This window comes from Longispora urticae, assembly GCF_053902585.1.
Window position 1 is genome coordinate 175,543 of the sequence record NZ_JAQZSH010000021.1, and the last position, 19,782, is coordinate 195,324.

Genomic DNA, 19,782 nt, shown 5'->3' on the forward strand with positions numbered 1-19,782 from the left:
GGGGCTCCCAGATCACCTCCGGAGAGTCACGCATCCGACACTCTCTATATTGAGCTTCCTTCATATGCTGCTTCGCATGAAGCTCCGTCGCCTGCTCACGGCCGCCGGCCTCCTCGCGGCCACCCTCGTTCCGGGTCCGTCCGCGACGGCCGCCGGCCTGCCGAGCGGCTTCGTCGAGCAGACCGTGTTCACCGGCCTGAACCAACCGACGAACATCGAGTTCGCACCGGACGGGCGGATCTTCGTCGCCCAGAAGAACGGCGTGATCAAGGTGTACGACTCGCTGGACGACCCCACCCCGGACACCTTCGCAGACCTGTCCGCCAAGGTGCACAACTTCTGGGACCGGGGCATGCTCGGCCTGGCCCTGGCCCCCAACTTCCCGACCAGCCCGTACGTCTACGTGCTCTACACCTACGACGCCAAGCCCGGCGGCACGGCGCCCACCTGGGGTGACGCCTGCCCGAACCCGCCCGGGGACACCGCCGACGGTTGCGTGGTCACCGGCCGGCTGTCCCGGCTCAAGGCCGTGGGCAACCAGATGAGCGGGCCCGAGGAGGTGCTGGTGACCGACTGGTGCCAGCAGTACCCGAGCCACTCCGTGGGGGACCTGGTGTTCGGGGCGGACGGCGCGCTGTACGCCTCCGCCGGCGACGGGGCCAGCTTCAACTGGACCGACTACGGCCAGGACGGCAGCCCGGTGAACCCGTGCGGCGACCCCGGCGGCGCGAACCCGGCCCCGCCCGGCGCGGAGGGCGGGGCGCTGCGCTCCCAGGACGTGCGGACCACCGCCGACCCGACCGGGCTGGACGGGACCGTGATCCGGATCGACCCGGCGACCGGGGCCGGGCTGCCCGGCAACCCGTACGCGTCCTCGGCGGACGCCAACGCGCGCCGGATCTCCTCGTTCGGGCTGCGCAACCCGTTCCGGCTGGCCGTGCGGCCCGGGACGTCCGAGGTGTGGGCCGCCGACGTCGGCTGGACCACCTGGGAGGAGATCGACCGGCTCGCCGCGCCCGGGGGGAACTTCGGTTGGCCGTGCTACGAGGGAACCGGCAGGCAGGATCTGTACGACAACGTGAATGTGAGCCTGTGCGAGAGCCTGTACACCGCCGGCGGCGTCACCGCGCCCCACTACACGTACAACCACGCCAGCAAGGTCGTCACCGGGGAGGCCTGCCCGACCGGGGGCTCGGCCATCTCGGGGCTCGCGTTCTACCCGGGCAGCGGCGGGACGTACCCGGCGCAGTACCAGAACAGCCTGTTCTTCTCCGACTACAGCCGCAACTGCATCTGGTCGATGGGCGTCGGGGCCAACGGCCTGCCCGACCCGACGAAGATCCAGACGTTCGCGTCCGGCGCGGCCGGGCCCGCCGACCTGGAGATCGGCCCCGGCGGGGACGTCTACTACGCCGACCTCAACGGCGGCACGATCCGCCGCCTGCGGTACTACCCGGCCAACCGCCCGCCCGTGCCCGCGTTCACCGCCACCCCGTCGACCGGCCCGGCGCCCCTGACCGTCGCGTTCGACGGCGGCGGGAGCACCGACCCCGACCCGGGCGACATCCTCAGCTACCGGTGGGACTTCGACAACAACGGCACCGAGGACGCCGTCGGCCGGACCGCGTCGTACACCTATGCCACGGCCGGGCCGCGCACCGCCAAGCTGACCGTCACCGACTCCACCGGGGCCGCGGCGAGCACCACCCGGCAGATCAGCCCGGGGGACTCGCCCCCGACCGCCGTGATCGACTCCCCCGCCGGTTCGCTGCTGTGGAAGGTCGGCGACACGGTCACCTTCGCCGGGCACGCCACCGACACCCAGGACGGCACCCTGCCCGCGAACCGGCTGCACTGGCAGCTGGTGCTCCAGCACTGCTCGTCGGCCACCGACTGCCACAGCCACCCGGTGCGGGAGTTCGACGGGGCGGGCGGGACGTTCACGGCCCCGGACCACGAGTACCCGTCGCACCTGGACCTGATCCTCACCGCCACCGACTCGGCCGGCCTGACCGGAACGAGCACCGTGCGGCTGGACCCGCGCACCGTCGACCTGACGTTCGCGACCGCCCCGGCGGGCCTCCAGGTCTCCGTGGGGTCGGCGACCGGGACCGGGCCGTTCACCCGCACCGTGATCGTCGGCTCGTCCCAGTCGGTCAGCGCGCCGACGCCGCAGGTGGTGGGCGGGCAGGCGTACGCCTTCGGCAGCTGGTCGGACGGCGGCGCGCAGACCCACGTCCTCGTCGCGCCGGCCACCCCGGCCACCCTGACCGCCAGCTACACCCCGATCTCGTCCGCGCTGTCGATCACCGGCACCGCGACCGTCGCGGGCACCGGGCGTCCCCTGAGCGGTGCGACCGTGACCCTGACGCCCGGCGGGCAGACCACCACGACCTCCGCCACCGGGGGGTACGCGTTCACCAACCTGACCCCCGGCACGTACGGCGTGACCGCGAGCCTCGGCCTCGGCCGGTGCGTCACCCCCGCCACGGCCTCGGTGATCGTCGACGGGCCCAAGGTCGCCGACCTGGCGGTCACGGCCCGCACCGACGGGTACGGCCACACGTGCGTCGACGCGGCCCGCCCGTTCCGGACCGGCGCGACGCCGCTGGCGCTGACCGGCGACGACAAGGTGGCCCCGGTGACGCTGCCGTTCGCCTTCCCGTACTACGGGCAGACGTACACGGCCGCGACCGTGGACAGCAACGGGGTGCTCGCGTTCGGCACGGCCACCTCGGCGGCGGCGAACGTCGACCTGCCCGCCGCCAGCGCCCCGAACGCGGCCGTCTACCCGTTCTGGCGCGACCTCGGGCTCGACGCCAGCTCGCAGGTCCTGACCAGCGCAGGACCGGGCACGTTCACGGTCGAGTGGCGCAACGCCTACATCTACGGCTACCGGTCGCACCGGATCACCTTCTCCGTCACGCTGACCGCCGCCGGGGACATCGAGGTGGGCTACCGCGACCTCGACGCCCGGGCCGACGAGCAGGGCGGGACCGCCACCGTGGGGATCGAGAACGAGACCGGCACCGTGGGGCTGCGCTACTCGCACGGGGAGCCGGTCCTCCGCGACGGGATCTCGGTGCTGTTCCGCCGTCCATAGCATTCATTACCATTTATCATCCAGTACCCGAAAAGGTTTCTTATGATCGCTCCATGACGATTCGTGGTGTGCTACTCAGAAGCGTCCTCACCCTCGCCGTCATGTCCCCGGTGTGCCTCGGGCTCACCGGGGACCCGGCCCGCGCCGCTACCGCCCTGCCGCCGGGTTTCGTCCAGGAGACCGTCCTGACCGGGCTGGCCGCCCCCACGAACATCGAGTTCGCGGCCGACGGCCGGGTGTTCGTCGCCCAGAAGGGCGGCGTGATCAAGGTGTACGACTCCCTCACCGACCCCACCCCCGACGTCTTCGCCGACCTGTCCGCCAAGGTGCACAACTTCTGGGACCGGGGCCTGCTCGGCCTGGCCCTCGCGCCGAACTTCCCGGCCGACCCCTGGGTCTACGTGCTCTACACCTACGACGCCAAGCCCGGCGGCACCTCCCCCGCCTGGGGCGACGTCTGCCCCGACCCGCCCGGCGCCACCGTCAACGGCTGCGTCGTCACCGGCCGGCTGTCCCGGCTCCAGGCCGCCGGCAACCACATGACCGGCCCCGAACAGGTGCTGATCACCGACTGGTGCCAGCAGTTCCCCAGCCACTCCGTCGGCGACCTGAAGTTCGGGGCCGACGGCGCGCTGTACGCCTCCGCCGGGGAGGGCGCCAGCTTCACGTACGCCGACCACGGGCAGAAGGGCAACCCGTGCGGCGACCCCGGCGGCTCCGCCCCCACCCCGCCCACCTCCGAGGCCGGCGCGCTGCGGGCCCAGGACGTCCGGACCACCGGCGACCCGACCGGGCTGTCCGGCGCCGTGATCAGGATCGACCCGGCCACCGGGGAGGGTCTGCCCGGCAACCCGTACCACTCCTCCATGAACGCCAACGCCCGGCGGATCTCCGCGTACGGCATGCGCAACCCGTTCCGGCTCGCCGTCCGCCCCGGCACCTCCGAGGTGTGGGTCGGCGACACCGGCTGGAACACCTGGGACGAGATCAACCGGGTCACGCCCGGCGCGAACCTCGGCTGGCCGTGCTTCGAGGGCCCCGCCCGCCAGCCCGGCTACGACGCGGCCAACCTCGACCTGTGCGAGAGCCTGTACACCGCCGGCGGGCAGACCGCGCCGTACTTCACCTACAAGCACAGCTCACCCGTCGTACCCGGCGAGAACTGCCCCAACGGGGGCGGCGCGCTGTCCGGGCTCGCGTTCTACCCGGACACCGGGAGCTACCCCGCCGAGTACCGGAAAGCGCTGTTCTTCGCCGACTACAGCCGCAAGTGCGTCTGGGCGATGCGCGCCGGGCCCGACGGGCTACCCGACCCCACCCGGATCACCACCTTCGTCACCGAGGCCGCCAACCCCGTCGACCTGGCCGTCGGCCCCGGCGGCCACGTGTACTACGTCGACCTCAACGGCGGCACGGTCCGCCGGATCCGGTACTTCGCCGCCAACCGGCCGCCCGTGGCCGCCTTCACCGCCACCCCCGACCACGGACCGGCCCCGCTGACCGTCGCCTTCGACGCCAGCGGCAGCACCGACCCCGACGGCGACCCGCTCACCTACAAGTGGGACTTCCAGAACGACGGCACCGTCGACGCGACCGGGGTGACGGCCAGCTTCACCTACCCCACCCCCGGCGACCGGACCGCGAAACTCACCGTCACCGACCCCGCCGGGGCCAGCGCCACCACCAGCACCGTCGTGCACCCCGGCAACGCCCCGCCCACCGCCGTCATCGACTCCCCCGGCGGCCAGCTGCGGTGGAAGGTCGGCGAGACCATCGCCTTCACCGGGCACGGCACCGACCCGCAGGACGGCACGATCCCCGGCAACCGGCTGCGCTGGGAGCTGATCCTGCACCACTGCGACACCGCCGGCGAGTGCCACGCCCACCCACTGCAGGACTTCACGGGTACCGGCGGGAGCTTCGTCGCCCCCGGCCACGGCTACCCCTCCCACCTCGAACTGCGGCTCACCGCCACCGACTCCACCGGGCTGACCGGCAGCACCAGCGTCCGGCTCGACCCGCTGACCACCGACATCCGGTTCGAGTCCAGCCCGCCCGGGCTCCAGGTCACCGTCGGCTCCGCCACCGAGGCCACGCCGTTCACCCGCACCATGATCGTGGGCACCGTCGAGTCGGTCAGCGCGCCCACCCCGCAGCTGCTCGGCGACCAGTCCTACGCCTTCGCCAGCTGGTCGGACGGCGGGGCCCAGACGCACAGCGTGACCGCCTCGGGTCCCGCCACCCACACCGCGACGTACACGGCCATCTCCGGGGAGCTCGGGATCAGCGGGCGGGCCCTCGTCGACAGCACCGGGAAACCGCTGGTCGGGGCCACCGTCACCCTCAACCCCGGCGGGCGGAGCACCACCACGACGGCCACCGGCGGGTACGCCTTCACCGGCCTGACCCCCGACACGTACGGCGTGACCGTCACCCTCGGCCGCGGCCGGTGCGTCACCCCCGCCACCGCCTCCGTGGTCCTCGACGGGCCGAAGACGGTCGACATCCGGGTCACGGCGCGCACCGACTCCTACGGCCACACCTGCGTCGACGGGGCGCTGCCGTTCGTGCCCGGGACGCAGCGGATCACCCTGACCGGGGACAACGCCCTCGCGACGGTGAACCTGCCGTTCGCCTTCCCCTACTACGCCCAGAGCTACACCCAGGCCACCGTGGACACCAACGGCATCCTGTCCTTCGGCGGCACCGTCTCCTACCCCGACCACGGGTCGATCCCCGGCACGGCCGCGCCCAACGGGGCCATCTACCCGTTCTGGCGCGACTTCGTCCTCGACGCGTCCTCGGCCGTGCTCACCTCCTCGGCCCCGGGGGCGTTCACCGTGGAATGGCGCGACGTGTACGTGAAGGGGCAGCCCACCCGCCGGGTCACGTTCTCGGTGACACTGTCGCCGAACGGCGAGATCCGGCTCGGCTACCAGGGGATCGACGCGCAGGTCGACGAACGCGGCGGCACGGCGACCGTCGGCATCGAGAACCAGACGGGTACCGCCGGGGTCCGCTACCTCTACCACGACCCGGTACTACGGAACGACGTCTCGGTGGTGTTCCGGCGGCCGTAGCCGGCGGGCGGCGGCAGCCCCGGGCTGTGTGCGCCGGGCCGGCGGCACTCGGAGGCCGGAGGGCATTCGGAGGCGGCCGGTCCGAGGCCGGGACAGGTTCCGGGTGCCGAGGGGACAACTTCGCGGAGGTTGTCCCCTCGACCGTGCTCAGCGCGGAGCACCCCGTCGCGGACGGCCCGGGGCCTCGCCCCCGGGTGACGAGCGGCGTCAGCACAAGGCGGGCGTCGGCCCGGGGCGCGCAGGACGGGCGGCCTCAGCGCAACGCGCGGGACAGCTCCGGGGCCAGGTCGCCCCGGTCCGGCAGCGCCACCTCGGTCAACCCGAGCCAGCCCGCCATCCGCCGCAGCTCCGCCGCCAACGCCACCGCCGTCTCCCCCGGGTCGGCCCCCGGCTCCAGCCACGCGGCCGGCACCCGGAGCACCCCCGCCGCCCGGTCCGCCTTGAGGTCGACCCGGGCGGTCAGCCGGTCGCCGTGCAGGAACGGCAGGACGTAGTAGCCGTGCACGCGCTTGGGGGCCGGGGTGTAGATCTCCAGCCGGTACCGGAAGTCGAAGAGGCGCTCCGTGCGGCCCCGCTCCCAGATCAGCGGGTCGAACGGGCTGACCAGCGTGCTCGCCCGCACCCAGCGGGGCAGCCGCGCGTCGGCGTGCAGCCACGCCGGCTTCTTCCAGCCCTCGACCGTGACCGGGGTGAGCACCCCCTCGGCGACCAGCGCCGCGATCGCCGGTTTCGTCGCCTCGACGGGCAGTCGGAAGTAGTCGCGCAGCTCGGGCTCCGCCGCCACGCCCAGCGCGCGGGCGGCGACCTCGACCAGCGCCCGGTACGACTCCGCGAGCGGGGGGTCGGCCGTCTCGGTCACGAAGGGGGGCAGGGCACGGGTGGGCAGGTCGTACACCCGCTCGAACTGGCTGTTGCGGTGGCTGGCGGTCACCCTGCCGGCCCAGAACAGATACTCCAAGGCCTGCTTGGCGACGCTCCAGTTCCACCCCCAGTGGTTCTTCTCCACCGGGACGTCGTGCTCGATCTGGCGGGCGGTCAGCGGGCCCTTGTCCCGGACCTCCTCCAGGATCCACGCGACGAGCTCGGGCTGCTCGCGGACGACCTTGCGCATGTTGCCCCAGGCCTTGTCGTCGGCCTGGGCCATCCGCCAGCGCAGGTGCTGGTGGAGCCGGACGTCGACCAGGGCGGCCTCATGCCCCCAGTACTCGAAGAGGTCGCGGTTCTGGCCTGTCGACACCCTGGTCAGGAGGTCGTGCGGATAGGGGCCGAGGCGCGAGTACATCGGGAGGTAGTGCGCGCGGGCCAGGATGTTGACCGAGTCGATCTGCAGCTGACCGAGGCGGCCGATGACCTTGCGGGCGTGCCGGGCGTCGGGCACGCCGGCCGGGCGGGGGTCGGCGAAACCCTGGGCGGCGAGGGTGATCCGCCGGGCCTGGGCGACGGTCAGCGTGTCCGGAATGCTCATAGTGCTCGACAGCGTAGCCAACGGGTCCGACAATTTCCGGATGCTGATCATCAGGGACGCGACGGGGACCGACCTGCCGGCGACCGTCGACGTGCACGTCCGCACCTGGAAGGACGCCTACCGGGGCCTCGTGCCCGACGCCTACCTCGACGCGATCGACGCCGGCGCGTGGCTGGAGCAGCAGCGGGCCGTGCTCGGCACGCCGGGCCGGCACCGGATCGTCGCGGTGCTCGACGGGGTGATCGTGGGGTTCGCCAGCTTCGGGGCGGACCGCGAAGACCCGGAACTCTCCGAGGTGTACGCGATCTACGTCGACCCCGGGCGGCAGGGGCACGGGATCGGGCGGGCGCTGATGGACGCGGCGGTGGGCCGGCTGGGCGGCCGGGTGCCGCCGGGCGACACGGTGGCCGGGTCGGTCGCGGGGACCGGGATGGTCACGGGGACCGGGGCGGTCACGGACACCGGCTTGGTCGCGGCCACCGGGTCGGGCCTGCGGGCCGTCCGGTTGTGGTGCGCCGAGGGCAACGCGACCACCCGCCGGTTCTACGAGCGGTACGGCTTCGTCGCCGACGGCGCGACCAAGGTCTACGACCGCGAAGGCCTGAGCCTGCCGACCCTGCTCTACACCCTGCCGGGCTGACCCGGCAGCCCCGTTGTTCCGGCCCGGGAAGCCCGCTGAGGTGGCCCGGGTAGCCCGCTGAAGTGGCCCGGGAGGCCCACGCCGCCCCGGCCCGGGGCTGACCCGGGCCCCTCCTCCCGCGCCTAGACCGGAACCGGCTGCGCCTCGGGCTCCTCGACCCGCGCCCACGACCCGGCCCGCCCGTCGATCCCCGGCCGGAACGGCGTGAAGATCAGCAGCGCCACGATCAGGATCGCGAACGCGTTCTCCCCCACCGCGCTCGGCAGGTTGTTGTTCCGGTGGTGACCGGGCGTGCGACGGAAGAACCAGACCAGGGACATCGTGAACGACCAGTACACGAGGTTGATCAGGCCGATCCGCCACCAGGCCTTCTTCTCGCCCGGGGCGTCCAGCACGACGTCGACGAGGATGACCAGGGCGGGGACGATCCAGTACAGGTGGTGGGTCCAGCTGACCGGGCTGACCGCCACGCCCGCGAGCCCCGTGATCGTGATCGCCGCCAGCTCGTCCTTGGCCCGGTGCGCCTGGGCCGCCCGCCACAGTCCGTAGCCGCCGACGGCGAGGGCGAGCACCAGCCAGACGAGCTTGCCGCCGGAGCTGACCGGCACCATGTCGTCGATCCGGGCGACCATGCCGTTGATGGCCTGATTGCCCGGGTTGTCCGGGAACCCGACGCGTTCGGTGTCCCACAGCACGCTGGTGTAGAACCGCCACGAGCTGTGCCAGTCCAGCGCCGCCGCCAGCAGGGTGGCCGCGCCGGCCGCCGCGACGGAGACCCCGGCCGCGCGCCACCGGCGGGTGACCAGCAGGTACAGGATGAAGAAGCCCGGGGTCAGCTTGATGGCCGTGGCGACGCCGATCCCGACGCCCGTCCACTTCGAGCCCCGGCCGCCGAGGATCAGCAGGTCACCGAGGACCAGCGCGACCAGGTACAGGTTGATCTGGCCGAAGCTCATCGTCTCCCGGATCGGCTCCAGGGCGAAGATCAGCGCCGTGGTGACCGACGTGGCGAACCAGACCGGCCAGCCCCGGCGCATCGCCACGGGCTTCATGATCCAGTACGTGGTGAGGATGGCGACCAGCAGCGTCGTGCCGATCGTGAACCACTTCACGAACCCGTACGGCAGCACGCCCATCGGGCTCATCAGCACGGCGGCGAACGGCGGGTACGTGTACCCGAGAGTGCCGTTGATCACGTCGGGCTGCGAGTAGTCGTAGATGTCGTTACCGGCCAACCAGAAGGTCACTGCCTTCCGGTAGATCCGCAGGTCGAACAGGTGGTGCTGGCCACCGAACCGGTCGGCGAGCAACCACACGACGCCCGACAGCACCGCCACGAACGCGAGCTGCGCGTAGAAGCGCCCACCCTGCGACGCCACGTACGCGGACAGTCGCTGCTTACGACTCTCGATCAAGACTCCACCCAACCATCGGTGACACTGCCGGTGTCCAGAGTACGAAACGACCCACGTAGGCTTTTCGGCATGGCGCTCGGATTCGTTCGACCAGCGCGTCCAGGGGACGCCACCGACCTCGCACGGATCCAGTTGGAGACGTGGCGGGTCGCGTACCGCAAGCTCGTGCCCCGGGAGATCCTCGCCGCGCTCGACGCCGACACCCTCGCCGCGCACTGGCGCACCGCGGTCCTCGAACCGCCCGGCCCGCGCTTCCGGGTGCTGGTCGCCGTCGAGCAGGGCGCCGAGGAGCACACCGTCGGGTTCGCCGCGATCGGCCCGGCCGACGCCGACGACAAGGTCCCCGACGCGGGGGCGTTCACGGAGCTGCTCGTGGAGCCCCGGTGGGGCCGTCGGGGCCACGGCAGCCGGCTGCTGTCCGCCGCCACCGCGCACTGGCGCGACGACGGGTTCAGCACCGCCCTGGCCTGGGCCTTCGACCAGGCCCCGGCGACCATCAATTTCCTCACCTCAGCGGGATGGGAGCCCGACGGCGCTCGCCGGGCTCTCGACATGGCCGACGTCCTGGTTCCCCAGGTGCGGCTGCACGTCTCATTGAACGAGGACGTCAGCGGTCCCACGGACAGCTGACGTCCTCGAGTACGACTACAGGCCGAGCAGCGGGCCGAGGCCCACGGTCAGGCCGGGCCGGTTGAGCACCTCGCGCACCGCGAGCAGCACCCCGGGCATGAACGACACCCGGTCCAGGGAGTCGTGCCGGATCGTGAGGGTCTCCCCACCGGTCCCCAGCAGCACCTCCTGGTGCGCGACCAGGCCGGCGGAGCGGACCGAGTGCACCCGGACCCCGGCCACCTCGGCCCCGCGCGCGCCGTCGAGCGCGGTCTTCGTCGCGTCCGGGGACGGGCCGACGCCGGCCGCCGCCCGGGACGCGCCGATCATCTCGGCGGTGTGCAGCGCCGTACCACTCGGGGCGTCGATCTTGCCCGGGTGGTGCAGCTCCACGATCTCGACCGACGGGAAGTAGGGGGCGGCCTTCGCGGCGAACTCCATCATCAGCACCGCGCCGATCGCGAAGTTCGGGGCGACGATGACGCCCACGTCGGGCTTGTGCTTCAGCCAGTGCTCGACCCGGTGCAGCCGCTCCGGGGTGAACCCGCTGGTGCCCACGACCACGCTGACGCCCTGCTCGACGCACCAGTGGATGTTGTCCATCACCGTCTCCGGGCTGGTGAAGTCCACCACGACCCTCGCGCCGGCGTCGGTGACGCTGAACAGGCCCTCGCCCGCGTCGACCATCGCGACCAGTTCGAGGTCGTCGGCGTCGTTGACCGCGCGACACACCTCGATGCCCATCCGGCCCCGTGCGCCCAGCACACCGACCGGCAGCGGCTCCTGCTCCGTCATGACGACCTCACTACTCCTGAGAAATCGTGCCCGTCGAATGGTCCGATCGCCGCCAGCGACATCGGGCGGGTCAACAGCTCGCTGGCGATCGCGTTCGCCTCGTCCAGGGTGACGGCGTCGACCCTGTTGAGGAGTTGGTCCACGGAGAGCAGCTCCCCGTACAGCAGCTCGCCCTTACCCAGCCGGCTCATCCGCGAACCGGTGTCCTCGAGCCCCAGGACGAAACCGCCCTTGAGCATGCCCTTGCCCCGGGCCAGCTCGGCCGCCGTGATGCCGTTCGCGGCGACGTTGGCCAGCTCGTCCCGGATGATGCCGAGCACCTCGTCGGCCTTGGCCGGGGTGCAGCCCGCGTACACGCCCCAGGTGCCGGCGTCGGCGTACTGCGAGGTGTAGGAGTACACCGAGTACGCCAGGCCGCGCTGCTCGCGGACCAGCTGGAACAGCCGGCTGGACATCCCGCCGCCGAGCACGTTGTTGAGCACCCCGAGCGCGAACCGGCGCTCGTCGTGCCGGGTCATGGACGTGCACCCGAGTACCAGATGAGCCTGTTCCGTGTCCTTGTCCACGACGCTGAGCTGCCCCGACCGGGTGCGCACCAGACTGCCCTGCGGCCTCGCGGGCACGGGCGCGCCCTCGCCGCCGAGCAGCGCGGTGTCCTTCAGCGCGGCCCGGACCAGCTTCACGACGGCGGAGTGCTCCAGGCTGCCGGCGGCCGCGATCACGATCTCGGGCGCGGTGTAGCGGCGGTGGTAGAAGCCCGCGATCTGCTTGCGGGTCAGGGCGGTGATCGTCTCCTCGGTACCGGAGATGAGCCGGCCCAGCGCGTGCTCGCCGAAGATCGCCTTCGTGAACAGGTCGTGCACCTCGTCGCCGGGCTCGTCGTCGTGCATGGCGATCTCTTCGAGGATCACGTCCCGCTCGGTCTCCACATCGTCCTCGTTGAGGACGGAGGAGGAGATCACGTCGCAGAGCACGTCGATGGCCAGCGGCAGGTCGTTGTCGAGCACCCGCGCGTAGTAGCAGGTGTACTCCTTGGAGGTGAACGCGTTCGTCTCACCGCCGACGGCCTCGATCGCGGACGAGATGTCCAACGCGGACCGCCGCTTCGTGCCCTTGAAGAGCAGGTGTTCCAGGAAGTGCGAGGCCCCCGACAACGTGGGGGTCTCGTCGCGGGAGCCGATCCCGACCCAGAACCCGATCGACACGCTGCGCATCGCGGGGACGGACTCGGTGATCACCCGGAGGCCACCGGGGAGGACCGTACTGCGCACGGTGCCACCGAGGGGGTCGGCCTCCAGTGTGCGGGTTCGGGCCCGGGCTGTGTTCGTAGCCTCCGCCACGTGTGCTCCTGTCAGGGGGGTAGCTGTGGAACCTGTGAAACTGGGGCCGGGCACAGTTGCGTGCCCGACCCCAGTCTGTCATCAGCTACTAGTCGCGCCGCTGCCGGCGCTCGCGACGCTCGCCGCCCTCGCGGTCACCGCGCGGGGCGCGGTCACCCTCGGAGCGCGGCGGACGGTCGCCGCCACCGGCGCTGGCTCCGGCCACCACGATGACCTCGCCGTCGGCGCCGACCTTGTCCAGGTAGACCTTGCCGCGGTTGTCGATGTCCGCGATCTGGACCTCGACCTTGTCGCCCACGTTGAGGAAGTCCTCGACGCGGTCGACGCGCTTGCCGTCGCCCACCTTGGAGATGTGCAGCAGGCCGTCGCGGCCCGGGGTCAGCGAGATGAAGGCGCCGAACGCGGCGGTCTTCACGACGGTGCCCAGGAAGCGGTCGCCGACCTTCGGCATGGTCGGGTTCGCGATGGCGTTGATCTTCGCGATCGCGGCCTCGGCCGACGGGCCGTTGGTCGCGCCGACGTAGATCGTGCCGTCGTCCTCGATCGTGATCTCGGCGCCGGTCTCCTCGGTGATCGAGTTGATCATCTGACCCTTCGGGCCGATGACCGCGCCGATCTTGTCGGTCGGGATCTTGACGCTGACGACCCGCGGAGCGAACTCCGACAGCTCACCGGTGGTCTCGATCGCGTCCTGCATGACGTCGAGGATCGCGTGCCGCGCGTCGTGCGCCTGCGACAGCGCGCCCGCCAGCACGTCCGACGGGATGCCCGTCAGCTTGGTGTCGAGCTGCAGCGCGGTGACGAAGTCCCGGGTACCGGCGACCTTGAAGTCCATGTCACCGAACGCGTCCTCGGCGCCGAGGATGTCGGTCAGCGTGACGTAGCGCGTCTTGCCGTCGACCTCGTCGGAGATGAGGCCCATCGCGATACCGCCGACGGGGGCCTTCAGCGGCACACCCGAGAACAGCAGCGACAGGGACGAGGCGCAGACCGAGCCCATCGAGGTGGAGCCGTTGGAGCCGAGGGCCTCGGAGACCTGACGGATCGCGTACGGGAACTCCTCGCGGGTCGGCAGCACGGGCAGCAGCGCCCGCTCGGCCAGCGCGCCGTGACCGATCTCGCGGCGCTTCGGCGAGCCGACCCGGCCGGTCTCACCGGTCGAGTACGGCGGGAAGTTGTAGTTGTGCATGTACCGCTTCGACTTCTCCGGGGAGAGGGTGTCGAGCGACTGCTCCAGGCGGAGCATGTTCAGCGTGGTGACACCCAGGATCTGGGTCTCGCCCCGCTCGAACAGCGCCGAGCCGTGCACGCGCGGCAGCACGCCGACCTCGGCCGACAGCGGCCGGATGTCGCGCGGGCCACGGCCGTCGATCCGGATCTCGTCGCGGAGGACGCGCTGGCGGACCAGCTTCTTGGTCAGCGAGCGGACAGCCGCGCTGAGCTCCTTCTCGCGGCCCTCGAACTGACCGTCGAGCTTCTCGTGCGCGACGGCCTTGAGGCGGTCGAGCTCGGTCTCGCGCTCCTGCTTGTCGGCGATCGTCAGCGCGGTCGTCATGTCGGCGGCGATGGCGGACTCGACAGCGGCGAACGCGTCGTCCTGGTAGTCCAGGAACTGCGGGAACTCCACCGACGGGCGCGAGGCCACGGCGGCCAGCTCGGCCTGGGCGCGGCACAGCTCGCGGATGGCCGGCTTGGCGGCCTCGAGGCCGCTGGCGACCACGGTCTCGTCCGGCTTCGGGGAGCCCTCGGCGATCAGCTTGATCACGTTGGTGGTGGCCTCGGCCTCGACCATCATGATGGCGACGTCGCCGTCCTCGGTGACCCGACCGGCGACGATCATGTCGAAGGTCGCCCGCGAGGTCTCCTCGTGGGTCGGGAACGCCACCCACTGGCCCTCGATGTGCGCGACCCGCACCGAGCCGACCGGGCCGGAGAACGGCAGGCCGGCGAGCTTGGTGGACAGGGAGGCGGCGTTCATCGCGACCACGTCGTACGGGTGCTCGGGGTCGAGCGCCAGCACGGTCTCGACGACCTGGACCTCGTTGCGCAGGCCCTTGACGAAGCTCGGGCGCAGCGGCCGGTCGATCAGGCGGCAGGTGAGGATCGCGTCCTCGCTCGGCCGGCCCTCGCGACGGAAGAAGGAACCGGGGATCCGGCCCGCCGCGTACATCCGCTCCTCGACGTCGACCGTCAGCGGGAAGAAGTCGAAGTGCTCCTTCGGCGACTTGCTGGCCGTGGTGGCCGACAGCACGACGGTGTCGCCGAGCTGGGCCAGGCACGACCCGGCCTGGCGGGCGAGCCGGCCGGTCGAGAAGGTGATCGAGCGCGTGCCGAACGAACCGTTGTCGATCGTGGCGGTCGCGCTGTGGGTGCCGAGGTGTACGACCTCGGGGGTCTTGTCAGTCAAAACTGCTCCTTGATTGGGTTGGTGTGCCCAGGGGAGCTTCTTCTCGCTGGCCGGTCTTCGATCGAAGCCGCCGGAGTCTGGTGTCCGGCAACCACTACCGAGGACCGGTGCGTCGTCCCCTCGAGCGGAGTGAGGGGGAGCGGCCCGCTGGCCACTCCCCCCAGGAAAACTATCGGCGCAGGCCGAGCTTCTCGATGAGCGCGCGGTAGCGCGTGATCTCGGACTTCGCCAGGTACTTCAGCAGCCGGCGGCGACGGCCGACCAGCAGCAGCAGGCCACGACGCGAGTGGTGGTCGTGCTTGTGCATCTTGAGGTGCTCGGTCAGGTCCGAGATCCGCTTGGTCAGCATCGCGATCTGCACCTCGGGCGAACCGGTGTCGCCCTCGACGATCGCGTGCTCCTGCATGATCTGGGTCTTGACCGCTGATTCGAGCGCCATACTCTCCCTCTAACTGAACTGGGGTTTACTGGTCCCACGCCCGCGGCGTCGTGCAGGCACGCGGGACCACGCCGAGAACCGGCGTACCCGTCAAGGTTACCAGTCGCCCCCGACCGGTTATCAGACAGTCAGGATCCGACGTGTTTCGTCCACATCTGCCTGAATTTGGGCGATGAGCGGGTCCAGGGAGTCGTATTTGATCATCCCGCGGAGCCGGTGCGCGAACTCCAGCGTGATCCGCTCCCCGTACAGGTCGCCCGAGTAGTCCAGCACGAACGCCTCGATCCGGCGGTCCACCCCCGCGAACGTCGGGTTCGTCCCCACGCTGATCGCCGCCGCCCGACGGTTGCCGTGCTCCGTCAGCCAGCCCGCGTAGATCCCGTCGGCGGGTACCGCGGCGTACGGGGTGCTCACCGCCAGGTTCGCCGTGGGAAAGCCCAGCTCACGGCCCCTCTGGTCGCCGCGAACCACGATGCCGTCCAGCCGGTGCGGCCGACCCAGCGCGGTGGCGGCGGCCCCGACCTCACCCGCGTCGATCTGACTCCGGATGTACGTCGAACTGAACACCGTGCCCTCGTCGTTCACCAGCGGCGCCGGCTCCACGCCGAAGCCGAACGTCCGGCCGAGCGCCTGGAGCAGGCTCACGTCCCCGGAGGCCCGGTGCCCGAACCGGAAGTTCTCCCCCACCACGACCAGCGCCGCGTGCAGGTGCTCCACGAGCACGTCGTGCACGAACGTCTCCGGCGACAGCCGGCTGAACTCGCTCGTGAACGGGATCACACACAGCACGTCCACCCCGAGCGCCTCGATCAGCTCGGCCTTGCGCTCCGGACCGGTCAGCACCGCCGGGTGGCTACCGGGGCGCACCACCTCGCTCGGATGCGGGTCGAAGGTGACGACGACGGACTGGACACCCAGCTCAGCGGCCCTCTTGACCGTGTGCCCGATGGTGGCCTGGTGGCCGCGGTGCACGCCGTCGAAGACCCCGATGGTGACCACGGACCGGCCCCAGCCACCCGGTGCCGAACCCACTCCCCGCCAGCGCTGCATCTCCACTCCCCTTCGTCACCCCCGAGCCTATCCGCCCACCCGCCCCACCCGCGCCGTTCCCCCGCCGCAACCGATCATCGGGGTACTGCGGACGGAGAGTCCGAAGTGGGCGTTCATGGCCCCGGACTGGCAAGGTGTAACGCCATGAGCGGTTTGGAGACAGCCACCCTGGTCCTCGGCACGGCGGTGGCGAAAGCTGCGTTCAGCATCTGGTTCCGTGACGCGAAGCTCGTAGAGGCCCTGTCCCACGAGCTCGTGGACGAGCAGGCCGGAGTTCTGCGTGGCCTCCGGGACCGCCGCAAGTTCCGGCGGTTCCGGGACCAGGCCGCCGAACGGGTGGACGACCGGATCCGCCGATTCGTCGAGCACGAGTTCGGCCGGCTCGAGGAGAACGACCGCCTGGCAGCCGTCGTCGCAGTCACCGAGACCTTCGACGAGGCCGAGCTCACAGACGCCGATCTGTTCCGGGCCGACCTGGACGCGAGTTCGGTCTACCGCCGGCTGCTCCCCGTCCCCGAGCCGGCCCGCTGGGGACTCGGAGCGGACGGGACGGCCTTCTACCGGCTGTTGCTGCGCGAGTGCTGCGGATACCTGATCGAGGTCGCCCGGACCCTGCCCGGTGGTGGGATGACCGCTCTGGAGGAGGTGCTACGCAGGGAGACGCAGATCCTGGAAGACGTTCGGACCGCGTTGGAGCGACTGCCGGCACGGCGGGGCGTCGAGGACTTCGAGGCCGACCACCGCCAACAGGTCGCGCACAGGCTGGACCGGATCGAGTTCTTCGGCGCGACCCTGACCGACGAGAGCCGGCGGTATCCCCTGTCGGTCGCCTACCTGAGCCTGACGGTGTCCGGTCAGCTCCTGAAACACGGACATGTCTTCCCCGACTTGTTCAACTCCAAGGGGTGGACGCTGCACGACCAGTCGGTCGGCCCGGAGTCCACGGCCCCGGCCACCGCCCGGGTGGAGGCCGCCCTCGCGGCGTCCAACCGCCTGTTCATCCGGGGCCAGGCCGGGATCGGCAAGACCACTCTGCTGCACTGGATCGCGGTGCAGAGCGCCCGCAACTCTTTCCCCGAGTCCATGGCCGGCTGGCGGGACACGGTGCCGTTCTTCGTACCGCTCCGCCGCTACGCCGGCCGGGACCTGCCCGCTCCCGACCAGTTCCTGGCCGAGACCGGCACCCACATCGCCGCCGAGATGCCCCCCGGCTGGGTGCAGCAGCAGTTGCGGTCCGGTCGTGCCATCGTCCTCATCGACGGCGTGGACGAGGTCGCCGAGAACCGGCGGGCCGCCGCCCGTGACTGGTTGAGCCAGCTCGTCGCCGCTTTTCCTCTGGCCCGCTATGTCGTTACCTCTCGCCCAGCCGCAGTGAGTGAGAACTGGCTGGCCCGCGATGACTTCGACACCGCCGAACTCGAACCCATGACCCCGGAGGACGTGAAGGTCTTCGTGCACCGCTGGCACGAGGCCATGCGGGACGGCTGCGGCTCCGAGGACGACCGAAAGACCCTCACCGGGTACGAGTCGGAGCTGTTCACCGCCCTCGCCGGTCGCGCCCACCTGCGCCGGCTGAGCGGGTACCCGCTGCTATGCGCCCTGCTCTGCGCCCTGCACCGGGACCGCCGCGCCCAACTGCCGGCGAGCCGGATGGAGCTCTACGACGTCGCCCTGCAGATGCTCCTCGAACGGCGTGACACAGAGCGGCACATCACCGGCGACATCACGTTGGCCCGCACGCAGAAGACGCTGCTCCTCCAGGAGCTGGCCTACTGGCTGATCCGCAACGGCTGGTCCGACGCCGGGTTCGAGGAGGCGGCCGACCGGATCGCCCGCCGGTTGGACGGCATGCCCCAGGTCGGCGCGACCGCGCCCGAGGTGCTCCGGCACCTGCTGGAGCGCAGCGGCCTCCTCCAGGAGCCGGTCGACGGCCGCGTGGACTTTGTGCACCGGACCTTCCAGGAGTATCTGGCCGCCCAGGGTGCGGTGGCAGCCGACGACATCGGGGTCCTGATCAGCCACGCGCACCTCGACCAGTGGCGCGAGGTCGTGGTGATGGCCGCCGGCCACGCGTCCGCCACCCAGCGCGAACGCCTGGTCACGGGCCTGCTCGACCGGGCCGGCACCTCCCGGTCCACGGCGCACGACACGCTGCTCCTGGTGACGGTCGCCTGCCTGGAGACGTCGCCGGAACTGCCGGGTGCCCTGCGCGCGAGGGTCGGGGCCAGCGCGGCGGAACTACTGCCGCCGAGGACCATGACCACGGCGCAGACCCTGGCCAAGCTGGGCGACACGGCCCTGGACCTGCTGGGCTCGGCGCGACCGATCACGGCGAAGGAGGTCGCAGCGACGATCCGCGCGGCGGGGCTGACCGGGGATCCGGCAGCCTTGGACCTGATCGCCCGCTACCGGGACCGACCGGAGAAGGTGGTGGTCAGCGAGCTGATCCGGGCCTGGAACTCCTTCGACCCTCAGACGTACGCACGCGATGTGCTGTCGGGGTGCCGGCCGGACGGAAACCCTCAGGTCCGCCTCGACCTGTCGAATCGGAGTCTGGTCCCCGGCCTGCAGCACCTGCCCGCGCTGCGCCACCTCAAGCTCCAACTGTTCGACACTCCCTGCGGAGACTTCGGCTTCGTGCGCGATCTTGCTGGGCTGGAGTCCCTCACCGTATTCGGGGTCGACACAAACGATCTCCACGCCCTGGAGTCAGCGAGTCTCCGCACTCTCGATCTTCTCTGGTTTGGCGGAACCCGGAACGACATCGTCGACGGCGAGACTCTCGTGCGTCTTCCCCGGCTGGAAACGCTGTACCTTCGAGGTCGGCGGGTCACCAATCTCGGTCCACTGGCCGTCCGCGACACCCTCAGAGGACTGGCGCTCACGTGGGCAACCGGTGGAGACCTCGAGAAGCTGTCAACCGCCAGCTCGTTGCGGTTTCTGTTCCTGGATACCCCTCAGGATCTGACCAGCCTCGAACCGCTCCGTTTCCTCAACCGACCAGGGCTGATCTCACTACGCGGCTGCCCGGGCATCGATGACATCGCCGATCTGCGGCTGTGGGCAGACAGCCTGACTTTCATAGCGTTGGACGTGAAGCCGGGCACAAGTCTCGCGCCGCTTTCCGAACTCCGCCGGCTCTCCACTCTGGAGATTCCCGATACCATGAGTTACGACCTGGCTCCGCTGGAACAAATTCCCAAGATGCACCAGCTTAGATTCAGCCGCACCCAGATACCCGTCGATCTGCGTCGCCTTCCACGCCTTCCGGCGCTTCGGAACCTCGCATTGCGGTATCCCGGCGACATCGATCTGACGCCACTCGCCGGCTGGCCGGATCTCGTTGTCGAGGTTCCGCGCCGGGCAGAGGTACACGGGGAGGAGGGCCTTGGTCCGGGCAGCCGGATCAAGCGGGACCGCTGATCTTCGCGGCCCGACC

Annotated in this window: 12 protein-coding genes; 5 read left to right on the forward strand and 7 right to left on the reverse strand. The window is 71.0% G+C overall.

The features are described from left to right. Positions 1-76: 76 nt before the first annotated feature. Positions 77-3,103, forward strand: a complete 3,027-nt coding sequence (locus tag PT931_RS11990; RefSeq protein ID WP_456245800.1) for a PQQ-dependent sugar dehydrogenase — start codon at positions 77-79, stop codon at positions 3,101-3,103. Positions 3,104-3,156: 53 nt separating this feature from the next. Beyond that, entirely contained in the window at positions 3,157-6,183 is a 3,027-nt protein-coding gene (locus tag PT931_RS11995) for a PQQ-dependent sugar dehydrogenase (RefSeq protein WP_456245801.1), read from the forward strand. Positions 6,184-6,436: 253 nt separating this feature from the next. On the opposite strand, the gene PT931_RS12000 is transcribed toward PT931_RS11995, so the two are convergent. Further along, entirely contained in the window at positions 6,437-7,648 is a 1,212-nt protein-coding gene (locus PT931_RS12000) for a winged helix-turn-helix domain-containing protein (RefSeq protein ID WP_456245802.1), read from the reverse strand. A gap of 40 nt (positions 7,649-7,688) precedes the next feature. On the opposite strand from PT931_RS12000, the gene PT931_RS12005 reads away from it, so the two are divergent. Further along, positions 7,689-8,288, forward strand: coding sequence for an N-acetyltransferase family protein (locus tag PT931_RS12005; protein WP_456245803.1), 600 nt, complete (start codon positions 7,689-7,691; stop codon positions 8,286-8,288). 122 nt (positions 8,289-8,410) lie between these two features. Here the strand turns inward: PT931_RS12005 and PT931_RS12010 are convergent, their stop codons facing one another. After that, on the reverse strand, positions 8,411-9,703 hold the full coding sequence (locus tag PT931_RS12010) for a glycosyltransferase family 87 protein (protein WP_456245804.1): 1,293 nt from the start codon (positions 9,701-9,703) through the stop codon (positions 8,411-8,413). A 69-nt stretch (positions 9,704-9,772) separates the two neighbouring features. On the opposite strand from PT931_RS12010, the gene PT931_RS12015 reads away from it, so the two are divergent. Further along, positions 9,773-10,333, forward strand: coding sequence for an N-acetyltransferase family protein (locus PT931_RS12015; RefSeq protein WP_456245805.1), 561 nt, complete (start codon positions 9,773-9,775; stop codon positions 10,331-10,333). A gap of 15 nt (positions 10,334-10,348) precedes the next feature. Here the strand turns inward: PT931_RS12015 and dapB are convergent, their stop codons facing one another. The 5 genes from dapB to PT931_RS12040 form a co-directional block, all read right to left on the reverse strand. Continuing rightward, on the reverse strand, positions 10,349-11,107 hold the full coding sequence (gene dapB / locus PT931_RS12020; protein WP_456245806.1) for a 4-hydroxy-tetrahydrodipicolinate reductase: 759 nt from the start codon (positions 11,105-11,107) through the stop codon (positions 10,349-10,351). Further along, positions 11,104-12,447 (reverse strand): M16 family metallopeptidase, encoded by a 1,344-nt coding sequence (locus PT931_RS12025; RefSeq protein ID WP_363726558.1) that lies wholly within the window; start codon positions 12,445-12,447, stop codon positions 11,104-11,106. The genes dapB and PT931_RS12025 overlap by 4 nt, the downstream gene beginning before the upstream one ends. Before the next feature lie 88 nt (positions 12,448-12,535). Further along, the gene (locus PT931_RS12030; protein WP_456245807.1) at positions 12,536-14,854 is read right to left on the reverse strand and encodes a polyribonucleotide nucleotidyltransferase; all 2,319 of its coding nucleotides are present in this window, start codon (positions 14,852-14,854) and stop codon (positions 12,536-12,538) included. A 169-nt stretch (positions 14,855-15,023) separates the two neighbouring features. Continuing rightward, a complete protein-coding gene (rpsO, locus tag PT931_RS12035; RefSeq protein WP_197004916.1) occupies positions 15,024-15,293 on the reverse strand; it encodes a 30S ribosomal protein S15 in 270 nt (89 codons plus the stop codon). 120 nt (positions 15,294-15,413) lie between these two features. Further along, positions 15,414-16,343 carry a bifunctional riboflavin kinase/FAD synthetase gene (locus PT931_RS12040; protein WP_456245808.1) on the reverse strand — a complete coding sequence of 310 codons (930 nt, stop codon included), beginning with the start codon at positions 16,341-16,343 and terminating at the stop codon, positions 15,414-15,416. A gap of 144 nt (positions 16,344-16,487) precedes the next feature. On the opposite strand from PT931_RS12040, the gene PT931_RS12045 reads away from it, so the two are divergent. After that, on the forward strand, positions 16,488-19,766 hold the full coding sequence (locus PT931_RS12045; protein ID WP_456245809.1) for an NACHT domain-containing protein: 3,279 nt from the start codon (positions 16,488-16,490) through the stop codon (positions 19,764-19,766). Positions 19,767-19,782: the final 16 nt, after the last annotated feature.